Below are 14522 nucleotides of genomic sequence, written 5' to 3'. Positions count from 1 at the left end.
CGAAAAACCGGAGAGCGCCGTTGGGTGTCAGGTTTCCCGCGTTATCGTTGACGCCCTTCGCGAGCAAGCTCGTTCCTACAGTGGATCGGGTGCTACACGAGACCTAACGCGGTCAGCACCATGTCAATCAGCTTGATCCCGGCAAACGGCACCAGCACCCCGCCCAGGCCATAGATCAGCAGGTTGCGATTGAGCAACGCCGCCGCGCCAATCGCCCGGTAAGTCACGCCGCGCAGGGCCAGAGGAATCAGCGCCACGATGATCAACGCGTTGAAAATCACCGCGCTGAGAATCGCCGAGTTGGGGCTGGTCAGGTGCATCACGTTCAGCGCGCCGAGCTGCGGATAGGTCGCGACAAACGCCGCCGGGATGATCGCGAAGTACTTCGCCACGTCATTCGCCACGCTGAAGGTGGTCAGTGCACCACGAGTCATCAGCATCTGCTTGCCCACTTCGACCACTTCGATCAGCTTGGTCGGGTTGCTGTCGAGGTCGACCATGTTGCCGGCTTCTTTCGCCGCCTGGGTGCCGCTGTTCATCGCCACCGCCACGTCGGCCTGGGCCAGTGCCGGGGCGTCGTTGGTGCCGTCGCCGGTCATGGCCACGAGCTTGCCCTGGGCCTGGTAGTCGCGGATCAGTTGCAGCTTGTCTTCCGGGCGGGCCTCGGCGAGGAAGTCATCCACGCCGGCTTCCACCGCAATCGCGGCGGCGGTCAGGCGGTTGTCGCCGGTGATCATCACGGTCTTGATGCCCATGCGCCGCAGTTCGGCGAAGCGCTCCTTGATGCCGCCCTTGACCACGTCCTTTAGCTCTACCACGCCGAGTGCTTTTGAACCGTCGGACACCACCAGCGGGGTGCTGCCGCGTCGCGACACTTCGTCGACCTTGGCCTGCAACGCTGCCGGAAAACTCCCGCCCAACGCTTCGATATGACTGCGGATGGCATCCGCCGCACCCTTGCGAATACCGCGGCCTTCGGGCAGGTCGACGCCGCTCATGCGAGTCTGCGCGGTGAAGTGCACAAAGCTTGCGCCGAGGGCATTGATGTCCCGCGCACGGATGTCGAACTTCTGCTTGGCCAGCACCACAATGCTGCGGCCTTCCGGGGTTTCATCGGCCAGGGACGCCAGTTGTGCAGCGTCGGCCAGGTCGGCTTCCTTGATGCCCGGCGCCGGAAGAAAACTGCTGGCCTGGCGATTGCCCAGGGTGATGGTGCCGGTCTTGTCCAGCAGCAATACATCGATGTCGCCCGCCGCCTCTACCGCACGGCCAGAAGTGGCGATCACATTGGCCGACATCATGCGGCTCATGCCCGCCACGCCGATGGCCGAGAGCAGGCCACCGATGGTGGTGGGGATCAGGCACACCAGCAACGCCACCAGCACCGTAGCGCTGACCACGCTGCCGCTGCCGCTCATGGCCACGGCGAAGATCGAGTACGGGCTCAGCGTCGCGATCACCAGGAGGAACAACAGCGTCAGGCCCACCAGCAAAATTGTCAGGGCGACTTCGTTGGGCGTTTTCTGACGCTTGGCGGATTCGACCATCGAGATCATGCGGTCGAGGAACGACTCACCCGGGTTGACGCTGATGCGCACCACCAGCCAGTCCGACAACACCCGCGTGCCGCCGGTGACGGAGGAAAAGTCGCCGCCGGCTTCGCGGATCACCGGTGCCGATTCGCCGGTGATTGCGCTTTCATCCACCGAGGCCACGCCTTCGATCACTACGCCATCGAGCGGCACCAGGTCGCCGGCTTCGATCAGCACCACCTGGTCCTTGCGCAACAGCGTCGCTTCGGTCGGCAGCCACGCCGCGCCGTGCTTCGGTTGCTGCAGCAGCTTGGCCAGGGTCTGGCGTTTCATACCCCGCAGGCTGGCGGCCTGGGCGCGGCTGCGACCCTCGGCCAGGGCCTCGGCGAAGTTGGCGAACAGCACGGTGAACCACAGCCACAAGCTGATGCTCAGGATAAACCCGCTGGGGGCTTCACCCTGGCCACCGAGGGACTGGAACCACAGCAGCGTGGTGAGGAGGCTGCCCAGGTACACCACGAACATCACCGGGTTTTTCCACTGCGCCTGGGGCAGCAGTTTCTTGAACGCATCCCCGCAAGCGGTGAGCACGATGGCGCGATCAAACAGAGGTAAACGAGCATTCTTGATCATGGGGGAATCTCTTACTCACTGGCCGCAATGGAGGGCTGGCGCGAAGGCAGGCGGGCGTCCAGCGCGAGGTTGAGTTGCAGCACATTGACTCGTGGTTCGCCGAGCAAACCGAGGGTGCGGGCGGCGGTGTTTTCGTTCACCAGTTGCAGCAGATCGGCTTCGGGGATCTGCCGCAGGCGGGCGACCCGAGCCAGTTGGATGCGCGCGTTGGCCACGGAGATATGTGGGTCCAGGCCGGAGGCGGAAGCGGTGACCGCATCCACCGGCACCTGGGCGTCGGCGGCGAGGTCGTTGTCCTGGCGGTAGGCTTTAGCTCGGGCTGCGACCTGGTCTACCAGTTTCTGGCTGGTAGGGCCCAGGTTGCTGGCGCCGCTGGAGCCGGCGTTGTAAGGCTGCGACACGCTTTTGCTCGGGTCTTGCGGGTCTGCGCCGAGGGTCATGCTCGGGCGGCCGTGGAAGTAGCCGGGCTTGGTGAAGTCCTGGCCGATCAACGCCGAGCCGATCACCAGGCCGTCGCGTTCAATCAGCGAACCCTGGGCCTGGAACGGGAACAGCAACTGCGCGGCAAAGGTGGTGAAGATCGGGTAGGCGAGGCCGGTCAGCGCCATGAAAAACACCGCCGAAACCAGCACCGGGCGCAACAGCCCTTTGAATATCGATTGAGTCGTCATCAACGTGTCCTTAGTTGTACGTCTGGCCGGACAGCAACTGCAGTTGCTCCACCAGCGGGCCGAGCGCGAGCGCCGGCAGGAAAGTCAGGCCACCGACTACCAGCACCACAAACACCACCAGCACCATGAACAGCGGGGTTGCGGTGGGAATGGTCCCGGCACCGGCAGGCACGGTCTTTTTCATCGCCAGGGAACCGGCCACGGCGAGCATCGGCAGCATGGTGAAGAAGCGCCCGACCAGCATCGCGAGGCCAATAGTGGTGTTGAAAAACGGCGTGTTGGCGTTCAGCCCGGCGAACGCCGAACCGTTGTTGGCGGTGCCCGAGGTGTAGGCGTAGAGCACCTCGCTGAAACCGTGGGGGCCGAGGTTATTCAGGCTGGCCATGGTGTCGGGCCACAGGGCGGCGAGGGCGGTGAAACCGAGGATGCTGATGGGGTGCGCGAGCACCGAGAGCATCACCAGTTTCATCTCCCGGGCCTCGATCTTCTTGCCGAGGAATTCCGGGCTGCGGCCGATCATCATGCCCACCAGAAACACCGTCAGCAGCGCGTACTGGATCAGGTTGATAAAGCCCACACCGTCGCCGCCGAACACGCAGTTGAGCATCATCTGCGCCAGGGGCACGAAGCCACCCATGGGGGTCAATGAGTCGTGCATCGCGTTGACCGAACCGGTGGTGGCCGCTGTGGTGGTGGCAATAAACAGACTGCTGTCGGCGATGCCGAAACGCAGCTCCTTGCCTTCCATATTGCCGCCGCTTTGCTCGATGGACAGCGTCTGGTTGGCACCGGCCTGGGTCAGCAGCGGGTTGCCGTTTTGCTCGGCGCCATACACCAGTGCGAGGAAGCCGATAAACATCACCAGGAAGGTACCGAAAAACACCCAGCCCTGACGGCGTTGCAGCAGCATGCTGCCGAAGGTGTAAGTCAGTGCCGACGGGATCAGCAACATGCTGAGGATGTGCAGGGTGTTGGTCAGCGGCGTCGGGTTTTCGAACGGGTGCGCGGCGTTCATGCTGAAGAAGCCACCGCCGTTGGTGCCGATATGCTTGATCGATTCAAAGCTCGCCACGGCGCCGACAATCAGTTGTTGCTGCGCGCCTTCAAGCGTTGTGGCCAGGGCTTGGGAGGAAAAGGTCTGCGGCATGCCTTGCCACACATAGACCAGGGCCATGCCCACGCACAGCGGCAGCATCACGCGGTACAGGGGGCGGGTGAAGTCGACCCAGAAGTTGCCGATATCCGCCGAGCTTGAGCGGCTCAAGCCACGGATAAACCCCGCAGCGGCGACCACGCCCGAGGTAGCGCCGACAAACATCAGGAACGTAATCACCGCCATCTGGCTGAAGTTCGACAGGCTGGTTTCGCCCGAGTACGCCTGCCAGTTGGTGTTGGTGATAAAGGACGCGGCGGTGTTGAACGCCAGGTCCGGGGTTTGCGCGGCCAGCCCGAGCGGGTTGATCGGCATGACGGTTTGCAGCCGCAGGATGATATAGCCGAGCAGCATCATCGCCGCGTTCGACAGCAGCAGGGCCGAACCGTAGCGGGCCCAGCCCATGGTTTCCAGTGGGTCGATGCCCAGCAGGCGATAGGTATAACGTTCCGGCAGGGCGTGGCGGGTTCCGGTAAAGACCCGGGTCAGCCACTTGCCCATCAGCACGGCGAGCCCTGTCATCAACCCCAGGACCAGCGCAAATTCCAGCAAAGTGCTTAGCATGTCGAGGCTCCGTTCAAATCTTGCCCATGGCGACAATGGCCATGGCTGTCGTGGCGAAAAACACCAGGGAGAGGCCTACAAAAATCACGTCGTACATGGCGGGCTCCCTAGAACTTTTCGGCGCGAATGAGGGCATAGCCCAGATAAGCGAACAGCCCGACGGCGCATAAGCCGCTGGCGATATAGATGAACTTGAGTGTGAGCACGGTGGAACTCCCCTGATTAATAAGCCGCGATTGCGGACGCGGGGAGGTTAAGAGGTTGGGTATCAAGTTCGGGCACTGATTGCGGGCGTGGGTATTGAGACGGTGTATAGATAGTTTTGTGGTGGACGAACGAAAACAAGGGATAGCCCGGGGGTGGGGTATCCCTTGAAAGTCTGGGGTTCTGCTGCTTTTGATGATCAGCTTATTTGGCTTTCTTTTTCTTTGATTCGCGGGTGGCGAGTTGTTCGAAGCAGAAGGCGGCGGCGCCGAACAGGGCGATCATTGAGAGGACGATCATGCCTAAAGTTGAACTTTCCACGATGACTTCCTACGGGGGTGATTGGTGTGGAGTTCACAGTAGTGGAGGGGGGATTAGTTGCTCAATAGAGACGACATAAACGTTATGGCTGGGGTTGAATCTATACGGAATCTTTACGTGGCTGTTGTGTGTATATCCGTTTTTTAGGTAACGGCTACTTAGGGTTCCGCTCTTACAGCGGGTCACTTTTGAAAAGCCGGAATGCCGGCCCAGTCAAAAGTAACCAAAACGCTCTGCCCCGCCTGTCGGCGCCTCGCTGTGGCTCGGCGTTCCCTCACTCCGGCACCGCGAAGCGGGCCGCCGCGACGGGCCATCCATGGCCCGGCGCGGCTAAACCGGCGTCCTGCCGGTTTACCCGCTCCGCAATACCTACGTTCGGCCTCGGGCTGAATGGGGCAGTCAGATCAAAATCAAAAGCAAGAGCACAGCGGCCTACCGGCCGGCTTGAGTGTGGTGAAGCAGAGGCAAGATCCAGAGCGAAAGCAGGGCTGCTTTTCTGTAGGAGCGAGCTTGCTCGCGAAAAACCTGAGAACGCCGCGTTCATCCTGAATGCCCGCGTCATCGTTAACGACCTTCGCGAGCAAGCCCGCTCCCACATTTGGACCGTGCCCGCTTTAGCTTTTGATTTGGCTTTTGCTGTTGCTTCACCACACTCAAGCCGGCCTGTAGGCCGCTGTGCCCTTGATCTGCTTTTGATCTTGATCTTAGGCGCCCCGTTAAACCACGCTGGCCGAACGCAGGCTTTGGAGCGTGGGTAACCCGGCAGGACGCCGGGTTAGCCGCGCTGGGCCAAGGATGGCCCATCGCGGCGGCCCACGGTCCAAAGCCGGAGTGAGGGCACACCGAGCCCAAGCGAGGTGCCGAGTGGTGGGGCAAGAGCCCTTTTGGTTACTTTTGGGGCTCTTTTCCAAAAGTGACCCGCTGTAAGAGCGGAACCAATAGCAGCCCTGACCGCAGCAACGGATATGTACCCAACACCGCAGAGCTACAAATTCCGGCTATGCCGATAATCACTGACCGCCTCATACACCGCCTTACGCAACCGATTAATCCCCCCAATCGGCCGATGCGCCTCCACCCCAAACCACGGATTAAACGACTGATTATCACAAGCCAGATTCAACGCCGGCGTATCAAAATCCTGCGCCGGAATCACCACCTTGGCCACCGTCTCAAACGGCGCATCACTCTCTTTCCATTCAATGCTGGTGTCCTCGATCGGCATGAACTTCTGCGGATTCTGCCGCTGAATCTGCAACACAAAACACGCCGCCACCCGGTCCGTCGACAGTTGCTGATTCAACGCACTGCGCAAAAAGTTCGGCAGATCCTGATTCTGTTTAGGCAGCACATACGCAGGACACCCCTGGGGATCCGGCGCCACCCGAAACTTCGCATTCGCCGCCCCAAACTTATACGGCGACACCGAGAAATAAGTCGTCTGCGTAGGACTCACCGGCGGCGGCGCCAACGTCGCCAGCGCGATAAACAGATGCCGCACCTGCCAACTGCGCGGATCCACCCCGGGGAAGAACGCCAGGACCTTCTTGCCATCCGCCTGAGCCGAAACGTTCTGCGCATACTCCGCCACATCACTGACAAAAAAGTTCGGATGGCTGAACATCACAAAGTCCTGCTCACCCCGCGCTTGCTGATCCGCGAGCAGTTGCTTGCCTGGCACATCCAGCAATTTGATCGCCATGCCCCGGGCATCCCGGATGCTGTCGAACTGCGGATACGCATTGCCGTTGGACAAACGCATCATCGCCTGCCAAGTCTTGCCGGGCTCCGCGAACACCCCCTGGCGCAATGCCGGGTCGAGGTCCGGCAGTACGCTGACCTCGGCCTTTACACAGCCATGGGCCTTGGCATGCGCATCCCGCAGGTAACGCGTGCCTTCGCGATGTTGGTCGACGATGCGCACCGCGGTCTGGATGATGCCCTGGGTCATGGCGGCTTCACCCGGTGGAATCTGTTCATCCGGCGACACCGGGCCACTGTGTTGCCAGGCGAACCACAGGGTGGACAGCAACCAGCCCAGCAGGCCCAGGCCCAACAGCCACAACAGGGTCTTGACAAGAAACGCGCCGAGGCGCAGCCAAAGTCGAGCGAGCATTTAAAAATCCTTTTCTGCGAAGTCGGTTGAGTCAGGGCAGTTGCTGTTCCAGCGGGCCACCCAGCACTTTCAAATATTCCAGCAGCGCCCAGCGTTCCTGAGGCAGCAAGCCTCGGCCGATGACCCCGTTGCCACGCTGCCCGGCACGGAATTCGTGGCCGCTGTTGTGGTTGCCGGTGATGCGCGTATCGAACAGGAACGCGTTGGGGAACGCCGCGGTTTGATAGCCCAGGTGGCGCGGGTCGTATTCGAAGGTGCCTTTATAGAAGGTCGGGCTGCGCTCGTCCTGAGGCGAGAGCAATTGATAGATCGTCGGCACCGAACCGTTGTGCAGGAACGGCGGTGTCGCCCATACCCCGGCCAGTGGCCGTGCCTTGTAGGCACGCAATTCGCGCACGCCGATGGGCAGGCCGAAGCCGTCCAGGCGCGGACGTTCGGCAGGTGTCACGCCGGCGGCACGGTAGGCGTGGTCTTCGACAAAGGCGGTGATGTACGCCAGGCCTTTGGCTGAAGAAATGCTGCGCAGGTCCAGCGGCTCGGTGGGGGTGGGGTGCAGTTCGACGTTCATTTTCGCCAACTCCGCCGGGTCCCATTGCAGGGCGCTGAGGTCGAAGCGGTGGTCAGCGATATTGTTGGCGGTAGTCGGGTCGGTGCCGATGACTTCCACCGGGAGCATTTTCAACTGGCGCACCGGGCGGCCATCGACTTGGGAAACTGTCGGTACGTGGCAGCCGGCGCAGTTTTCGGTGAACAACGCGCGGCCTTGGGCGGCCAGTGGTTTGTCGATGGCGCCGAACAGGTCTTCAGGCCAGGTGGGTGGCTTGAGCCGTTGCAGGGTTTCTTCGATGGTATTCAGGTCCCGCACCCGCACGCTGGAGGCGTAGCGCGCATCGCCCTGGAGCGGCTGACCGGCGCTGTCGAAGAAGTCCAGGGTGGCGCCGACGCCCAGGGCTTCGCCGATGTTGCGGGCCATGGGTTGCTGGGCCGAGCCGTTCCATTGCACCCAGTCGAAGGTCCAGATGTCCCACAGTTGCGGGTAGTCCACCGGGGCGTTGGCGATGCGGTAGTTGTCGGGGGAAATGGCGTCGCCGAAGCTGGCGTTGGCGATACGGCCAAAGGCGTCGGTACGGCCCGGGCCTTCTTCGGTGGGGTAGAGGCCGCGGTGGGTGTCGTTCCAGGCGACTTTCAGAAAGTTGTTCAGGGACTTCTTGAAGTCCTGGCGCAGTTGCGCGGCGTTCTGGTCGTTGTAGTCGTGGCCCAGCACAGTGTGGGCAAAACGCTCGAATTTCCACGGGTTGTAGTAGGTCGAGGCCAAACTGGCGACCATTGCCTGGCCGAAGCTGCCGCCGCGCAGGGTCGGTACGCTGGACGGCAGCACATGTTGCGCCGGGCCACCGTCGACCCGCAGGCCCTGGCCTTTGAAGTTCAACTGGCCGGTGTGGCAGGCGGCGCACGTGATGTCGAGGAACTCATCATTGCTGCCAGGGTTTTTATGCCGGGCGAAACCCACCGGCAGGTTGCCGGGGTTTTGCGCGGTGGGCACCTGCTTGGGGTCTACCAGGAAACCGAAGCGCGCCAGGTATTCGGGTGTGGCGAAACGCTGTTCGGAGAACGGCAGTTCCAGCGCGGTGAACCAGTCATAGCGCAGGCCCTTGACCTGGGTGCCCTGGGGCGTGAAGTAATACGTCTGGCGATCTGCGGCGCTCCATTGATCCTGGTAATGCACCTGTTGCACCGGCACGTAAACCGGCAGCTTCGGGTTGACCACGTAATAGAGCACCACCGCCAGGATCAGGCCCAGCAGTATGAAAATCATCAGCAAAACACGGGAAAAAATGCGCAAGATAACTATCCTTGTCGAGTTCTAGCGTTCTTATGCCATCAGGCCAGCAGTGCGGCAAGTGGCCATGAGCTTGGTTCCAGCGCTCCAGCTGTCCGTTGCAGGGTCGTGGATTGAATGAAAATGCTTTTAAACACGTGAACTTATCAGAAATTTCCTGCTCACATGCCGGTAGCCATTGGTCGTGGCCGCCTGATAAGCTCGCGACTTTACTCGAATGCCCTTTTGGCACACGAACAAGGAAATAGCATGAAACAGCATCGGTTGGCGGCGGCGGTGGCCCTGGTTAGCCTGGTACTTGCGGGTTGTGATTCGCAAACCAGCGTAGAGCTGAAAACCCCGGCGCAAAAAGCTTCCTACGGTATCGGCCTGAACATGGGCAAAAGCCTTGCTCAAGAAGGCATGGATGACCTGGACTCCAAAGCCGTAGCCCAAGGCATCGAAGATGCCGTCGGCAAGAAAGAACAGAAGCTGAAAGACGACGAGCTGGTCGAAGCCTTCGCCGCACTGCAAAAACGTGCTGAAGAGCGTATGGCCAAGATGAGCGAAGAGTCGGCAACCGCCGGCAAGAAATTCCTCGAAGAGAACGCCAAGAAAGACGGCGTTGTCACCACTGCTTCCGGTCTGCAATACAAGATCGTGAAGAAAGCTGACGGTGCTCAACCCAAGCCTACCGACGTAGTGACTGTTCACTACACCGGCAAGCTCACCAACGGCACCACCTTTGACAGCTCCGTGGATCGCGGTAGCCCGATTGACCTGCCGGTCAGCGGCGTGATTCCAGGTTGGGTCGAAGGCCTGCAACTGATGCACGTTGGCGAGAAGGTCGAGTTGTACATCCCGTCCGACCTGGCCTACGGTGCCCAGAGCCCGAGCCCGGCGATTCCAGCCAACTCCGTGCTGGTATTCGACCTGGAACTGCTGGCCATCAAGGACCCGTCCAAGGCTGAAGCACCTGACGCACCGGCTGCACCGGCTGCCAAGAAGTAATCAGCGCCTGAACACACAACGCCCCGTCTCGACGGGGCGTTGTTGTTTCTGGCCTGTGCATAACCTTTCCATTTGGATCCCGGCCAAAATCAACCGAACCCACGCGGTCTAGAGCAGTCTGATAAAAGACCTGAGTACGGGTAGACGCAGATTATCTCCAAGTCAATGAATTCTTGGGTTTTTTTTATGTGCGCAAAAAACGCCCGATCTGACTGTAGGCCTTGTATTACGTGGCTTTCAGCCTGGAAAATAGGCTCTGTTCACAAGGTTATCCACAATTTGTGTGGATAACCTTTTCTGTCGCCTGGAACTGGAGTGACGATGAAAGCACCGTTTAATTTCACCCGTTTCCTGCCCATGGCCGCCCGCCTGCTTGGCCGAGGGCGCTTGCCTACATTGCTGTTCGCCGTTGCCGCCAAAGGCTCGAGCCAGGGCAACCGCTTGGGCAAGCTCAAGGACGACCTCAAACTGCTCCAGGCCTTGTGCCTGGCCTACTGGCGCGGCGAGTACCGGGCCATCAGCCCCAAGGCGCTGATTTCGGTGGTGGCGGGGCTGATGTACTTCCTCAGCCCGATTGACGCGATCCCGGACTTTATCCCGGTGTTCGGCATGCTCGACGACATCGCCGTGCTGGCGTGGGTCATGAAGACCCTGAACGGTGAACTGAGCGCGTTTCGCGCCTGGCGCGAGCGTCAGGTCCCGGAGAAGCTCGCGGTGGTTGAGCGCCTGCCAGCGACGCCTCTGTTGCTTGAGCAGGAACACCTGAAAAAAAACTGAAGCTTGCGAATATCCCCCTGCGCTCTTTGTGGCTGTTAGGATTACACTCCTAAGGAAAGTACTTACGAAGTAAGTGTTGTGATCCTACGGGGCATTCATGGATATTCAGATAATTAGAAAGGATGGCGAACCCGAATATGCGGTTCTGCCATGGGCTCAGTATCAGGCGCTGTTAAAAGCCGCCGGGCAGCAACAGCCAACACCTCCTGCTTCGACCCTTAGCCAAACCGCTGCCGAACCCGATCTACGCCCCCTGGAGCAGCTGCGAAGCCTGCGCGAGGCCAAGGGCCTGGCCATCGAGGTTCTGGCGCGCACAGTGGGCATCAGCCCGTCTTACCTGGGCTTGATCGAAAGTGGTGAACGCCAGCCGGACGCAGCCATCCGCCGCAGCCTGGCCTGGGAACTGGGCGTCGCAGGTTGGAGGGACGAAACGTGAGCGTACGCATCAGCCGTCAGCATTGGGATGGGTTAATCAACGAACTTGATCAGGCGCGCCGACAGCGCCATCTCTTGACCTACCGCGCATTGCTGGAGCGTCTGCAATTTCCCACGCCGGCCATGCAAACCCTGACGGCCGCGCTGGAACACCTGGCGGCGCTGGATGCCAAGGCCGACCAACCGCTGCGCAGTTCCCTGGTGATCAGCCAGGGCGCCAGCCGCTTGCCACGTACCGGTTTCTTTGAATGTGTGGAGCGTCTTGGACGCTTCTGCGGGCCGTCCGATGGCGTGGCCGCAGCGTCGTGGCACGCATCGGAGGTGGTGCGGGTGTTTGAGTACGATTATCCCGAGTCAGCGGAGGCTTAGTGTTTTGGAAGCTTAAGGCGTATGTCAGTTATTGGCTGGCGCGCAAATTGTTTCATTGGTCCTGGTTCATGCGGCAGCCGCGTTGCTGGCAATGGCTTGAAGGTCAGTTCGCACGCATGGCCAATCTGGGCGACGTAGGGGCACAGAGTTTCTACGGACATATCCTGACGTTTCGCGGCAAGGGCCTCGGCGCCCGTGAAGAGGGCGTGCGGCTGTTGCGGCTGGCGGCCCAGGCCGGAGATGGCAAGGCTGCGTACCAGATTGGGGTGTTGAGCCTCGCGGGCAGCCTTGGCAAGGCGCCGGATCCGCTGGAAGCGGCACGCTGGTGGAAAATCGCCGCCCGGGCCGGGCACCCGCTGGCGCAGATTCGCCTGGAACAACTCTGACCTAGAGCGACTCCGGTTCTGCCTGGCCCAGCTGCAGACTGTCGATCACATGAATGCTGTAGCCCGCCACGTTCTTCGCGTGGTGCTTGGCTTGCGAGGCCAGTTCTGCCAATTGGCTGGCATCGAGTTGTCCACAGGCCTGTGGATACAAATGCACCACGCCGATGGACAGCGACAGCAACGCAAACTCCTGGCGCACACCCTGGCGGTTCAGTGCAACGAAACAGCCCGCGTCCAGATGCTCGCTGCGATAGAAGCGCCGGCATTGGGTGTGGAAGTCGTCCAGCAGCTGGTTAAGCCGCTTGCGCCAATCCTGCGGCCCCAACACCAGCAAAAAATCATCACCGCCGATATGCCCGACAAAGTCGCGGCTTGGGTCTACCCGGTCGTTCAGGCATTGCGCCAGGCACAGCAGCACTTCATCGCCGCGGCCATAGCCGTAGATATCGTTGAACGGCCCTGTGAAAAATTTGTACAAAACGCTCCCGTACAGCTTGTTGAAGGGGGGCATTCTTTACGGGCAGGATTCATTTGTCGAGGCCGAGAACCCTATCGAACTCTATGCAAGGCGTCCCTTGGTCTACGAGTTTTTGCATGACTCAATAATCGTCAATTACTCCATATTGGCTTAATATAGTTTTCTTTTCGTAAATGCATGTATGGCGTTGCGATGGATTCTCGTTGTCGGTGTTTTGAGTTTTTCTATCTAATATCGATTTATGTATGTTGCGAGATTTGCTGGCTTGTTTAGTTAAATTAATTGCAAGGAGTGCTATATGTCTGTTCAACAGGTTAAATCTGCATTGGAGATGTTCATCTCTGAGCCTAATTCCAGAGCTGTTGTTTTAAAAGGCGAGTGGGGCACTGGGAAAACATATCTTTGGAATATGTTGCTAAAACAGAAAAAAGAGTCAATATCTCGTAATAAATACGCATATGTATCGCTTTTTGGATTAAGTAATTTAGTTGATTTAAAGCGGGCAATTTTTGAAAATATTGTCTCTAGCGAAAATGCTGATACTAATGGAGACTTCAAAAGCCTGATTGGGAATTTAGCAGGCGTAGGGCAAGCCTTAGAGAGAGCTGTAAGGAAAGGTGTGAAGGTTACTACTGATGCGGCATCAATACCGTTTGTAAAGGGGTTGGGTGGTGTAGTCGATGCTATCTCTTTCGCAAGTGTTTCTGATACTTTGATTTGTATTGATGATTATGAGCGAAGAAATTCAGGTCTATCTGGTAAGGAGATTTTGGGACTTATTTCTTATCTGGTGGAGAATAAAAATTGCAGTATTATTTTAGTGTTGAATCATTCTCAATTAAATGTTGATTTGGACGAGTACTTCCAATTTAACGAAAAAGTATTTGATTATGAAATTGAGTTTGCTCCTACTCCAGACGAAGCTGCGAATTTGGTTTTTAATGTGGATGATGAGTATGAGCATAGGTTGCTGGTAAACTCTGTAGCCCTTAATATTTCCAATATCAGAATTCTCAAGAAAATTCTTTATTTTTCAAAGTCTCTGGACTCGGTGATACGTAATTACCCAGAGCCAATAGTCACGCAAGTATTACATACTCTTACATTGGCCGTTTGGTCAATTTACTCCAGTGACCCCCAGCGTGTAATGATAGGTGCAATTAAGGAGTTGGGCGGTAGTGGTTTTGAAGCTTACTTTTCAAATAAAGATGACTTGCCGGATACTGCAAATAAAAATAAAGTTTCAATTTTTTTGAAAGAGTACGGTTTTTCGAGCTGTGATGAATTAGATATAGCTATCATTTCTTTGGTGGAGAAAGGTTATTTAGATGGTGTTGAGATAAGGAAGTTGGCTGAGGAGCTGGTAGCAAAAGTAGAGCATAACAAAGATATACAGATGCTTAGAGCTGCGTGGTCTGTGTATAGGTGTTCTTTTAATGATGATGAAGATGAGTTGATTGCGTCTTTTGAAAGTGCGTTAAAAGTTTGTTTGGGTAAAATGTCCTTCATGGATTTGGATTCAGTATGTGAGGCTTATAGGGGGTTGGAGCGTAACGAAAGAGCTACGCAGATTGTCGATGAGTACATGCTGGGATTGACGCGACAAGGTACGGTGATTGATAAGCGAAGCCTGTATAGATGGCCTAAAGATAAGTATCTTTCAGATGCGTTGAATGCATATATTGAAGAGTCAAAAGCTGAGAAGGGGTTCGCAGATTACATTCTGCCTTATGTTGGGACAAATGGTCTAAATAGTGAGGACTATTTAAAGCTTGCTAAGGCTTCGGTTGAAAGTTTTTATGATTTTTTTTCGAATGCTAAAGATGAGGCGTTACACTCTTGGGTCTTATATTGTTTAGAGTTCGGCTCTATTCGAGCCTCTGATGATGAGTCGCAGGTAGCTTTTAGGGATATTTTTCTGAAGTCTTACGAGGCGATACTGAAAATACGCGGCGAGTCGTTGCTAAATAAGATGCGAACAGATACTTATATGAGCTATCAAACGATTTATGAGGCACTGAAAGAACAAAATGCTCCTTAGAAAAAATTAGGC

At 57.7% G+C, this 14522-nt stretch carries 12 protein-coding genes and 1 pseudogene; 6 read left to right on the top strand and 7 right to left on the bottom strand.

Annotation, left to right across the window (positions count from 1 at the left end):
* Positions 1-92: 92 nt before the first annotated feature.
* The 6 genes from kdpB to HBJ59_RS10895 all read right to left on the bottom strand — a co-directional run bounded on the left by kdpB (position 93) and on the right by HBJ59_RS10895 (position 9037).
* Positions 93-2165 (bottom strand): potassium-transporting ATPase subunit KdpB, encoded by a 2073-nt coding sequence (kdpB, locus tag HBJ59_RS10920; protein WP_167663552.1) that lies wholly within the window; start codon positions 2163-2165, stop codon positions 93-95.
* A gap of 11 nt (positions 2166-2176) precedes the next feature.
* Positions 2177-2836, bottom strand: a complete 660-nt coding sequence (kdpC, locus tag HBJ59_RS10915; protein WP_167663551.1) for a K(+)-transporting ATPase subunit C — start codon at positions 2834-2836, stop codon at positions 2177-2179.
* 10 nt (positions 2837-2846) lie between these two features.
* Positions 2847-4553: a potassium-transporting ATPase subunit KdpA gene (gene kdpA / locus HBJ59_RS10910; RefSeq protein WP_167663550.1), complete on the bottom strand. Its 1707-nt coding sequence runs from the start codon at positions 4551-4553 to the stop codon at positions 2847-2849.
* Positions 4554-4660: 107 nt separating this feature from the next.
* Positions 4661-4759, bottom strand: a complete 99-nt coding sequence (kdpF, locus tag HBJ59_RS32020) for a K(+)-transporting ATPase subunit F (RefSeq protein WP_003219423.1) — start codon at positions 4757-4759, stop codon at positions 4661-4663.
* A gap of 1304 nt (positions 4760-6063) precedes the next feature.
* Positions 6064-7194 (bottom strand): catalase family protein, encoded by a 1131-nt coding sequence (locus tag HBJ59_RS10900; RefSeq protein ID WP_167663549.1) that lies wholly within the window; start codon positions 7192-7194, stop codon positions 6064-6066.
* Between the two features lie 31 nt (positions 7195-7225).
* On the bottom strand, positions 7226-9037 hold the full coding sequence (locus HBJ59_RS10895; protein ID WP_167663548.1) for a di-heme-cytochrome C peroxidase: 1812 nt from the start codon (positions 9035-9037) through the stop codon (positions 7226-7228).
* A 246-nt stretch (positions 9038-9283) separates the two neighbouring features.
* Between HBJ59_RS10895 and HBJ59_RS10890 the strand changes: the two genes are divergently transcribed.
* The 5 genes from HBJ59_RS10890 (at position 9284) to HBJ59_RS10870 (ending at position 11991) form a co-directional block, all read left to right on the top strand.
* Positions 9284-10024, top strand: coding sequence for an FKBP-type peptidyl-prolyl cis-trans isomerase (locus HBJ59_RS10890; protein ID WP_167663547.1), 741 nt, complete (start codon positions 9284-9286; stop codon positions 10022-10024).
* A 321-nt stretch (positions 10025-10345) separates the two neighbouring features.
* Positions 10346-10801 carry a YkvA family protein gene (locus HBJ59_RS10885; RefSeq protein WP_076015295.1) on the top strand — a complete coding sequence of 152 codons (456 nt, stop codon included), beginning with the start codon at positions 10346-10348 and terminating at the stop codon, positions 10799-10801.
* A 97-nt stretch (positions 10802-10898) separates the two neighbouring features.
* Positions 10899-11237, top strand: a complete 339-nt coding sequence (locus HBJ59_RS10880; protein ID WP_076015296.1) for a helix-turn-helix transcriptional regulator — start codon at positions 10899-10901, stop codon at positions 11235-11237.
* Positions 11234-11605, top strand: a complete 372-nt coding sequence (locus HBJ59_RS10875) for a hypothetical protein (protein ID WP_010166435.1) — start codon at positions 11234-11236, stop codon at positions 11603-11605. Before HBJ59_RS10880 ends, HBJ59_RS10875 begins: the two co-directional genes overlap by 4 nt.
* Complete coding sequence (locus HBJ59_RS10870) at positions 11605-11991, top strand: tetratricopeptide repeat protein (RefSeq protein ID WP_076015297.1); 387 nt, start codon at positions 11605-11607, stop codon at positions 11989-11991. The genes HBJ59_RS10875 and HBJ59_RS10870 overlap by 1 nt, the downstream gene beginning before the upstream one ends.
* A gap of 1 nt (position 11992) precedes the next feature.
* On the opposite strand, the pseudogene HBJ59_RS10865 reads toward HBJ59_RS10870, so the two are convergent.
* Positions 11993-12448: pseudogene (locus tag HBJ59_RS10865) on the bottom strand (diguanylate cyclase domain-containing protein); the annotation flags it as partial.
* A gap of 319 nt (positions 12449-12767) precedes the next feature.
* Between HBJ59_RS10865 and HBJ59_RS10860 the strand changes: the two are divergent.
* On the top strand, positions 12768-14510 hold the full coding sequence (locus HBJ59_RS10860; protein WP_167663546.1) for a P-loop NTPase fold protein: 1743 nt from the start codon (positions 12768-12770) through the stop codon (positions 14508-14510).
* Positions 14511-14522 lie beyond the last annotated feature (12 nt).

The organism is Pseudomonas sp. AN3A02, assembly GCF_011765255.1.
Lineage (GTDB): Bacteria > Pseudomonadota > Gammaproteobacteria > Pseudomonadales > Pseudomonadaceae > Aquipseudomonas.
The sequence above is the reverse complement of the archived record's forward strand: the minus strand, read 5'-3'. Positions and strand labels throughout refer to the sequence as shown.

Bases quoted from the DNA above. Each gene is read 5' to 3' on its own strand.
- kdpB (WP_167663552.1), bottom strand. From the start codon at position 2,165: ATGATCAAGAATGCTCGTTTACCTCTGTTTGATCGCGCCATCGTGCTC.
- kdpC (WP_167663551.1), bottom strand. From the start codon at position 2,836: ATGACGACTCAATCGATATTCAAAGGGCTGTTGCGCCCGGTGCTGGTT.
- kdpA (WP_167663550.1), bottom strand. From the start codon at position 4,553: ATGCTAAGCACTTTGCTGGAATTTGCGCTGGTCCTGGGGTTGATGACA.
- HBJ59_RS10900 (WP_167663549.1), bottom strand. From the start codon at position 7,194: ATGCTCGCTCGACTTTGGCTGCGCCTCGGCGCGTTTCTTGTCAAGACC.
- HBJ59_RS10890 (WP_167663547.1), top strand. From the start codon at position 9,284: ATGAAACAGCATCGGTTGGCGGCGGCGGTGGCCCTGGTTAGCCTGGTA.
- HBJ59_RS10885 (WP_076015295.1), top strand. From the start codon at position 10,346: ATGAAAGCACCGTTTAATTTCACCCGTTTCCTGCCCATGGCCGCCCGC.
- HBJ59_RS10880 (WP_076015296.1), top strand. From the start codon at position 10,899: ATGGATATTCAGATAATTAGAAAGGATGGCGAACCCGAATATGCGGTT.
- HBJ59_RS10860 (WP_167663546.1), top strand. From the start codon at position 12,768: ATGTCTGTTCAACAGGTTAAATCTGCATTGGAGATGTTCATCTCTGAG.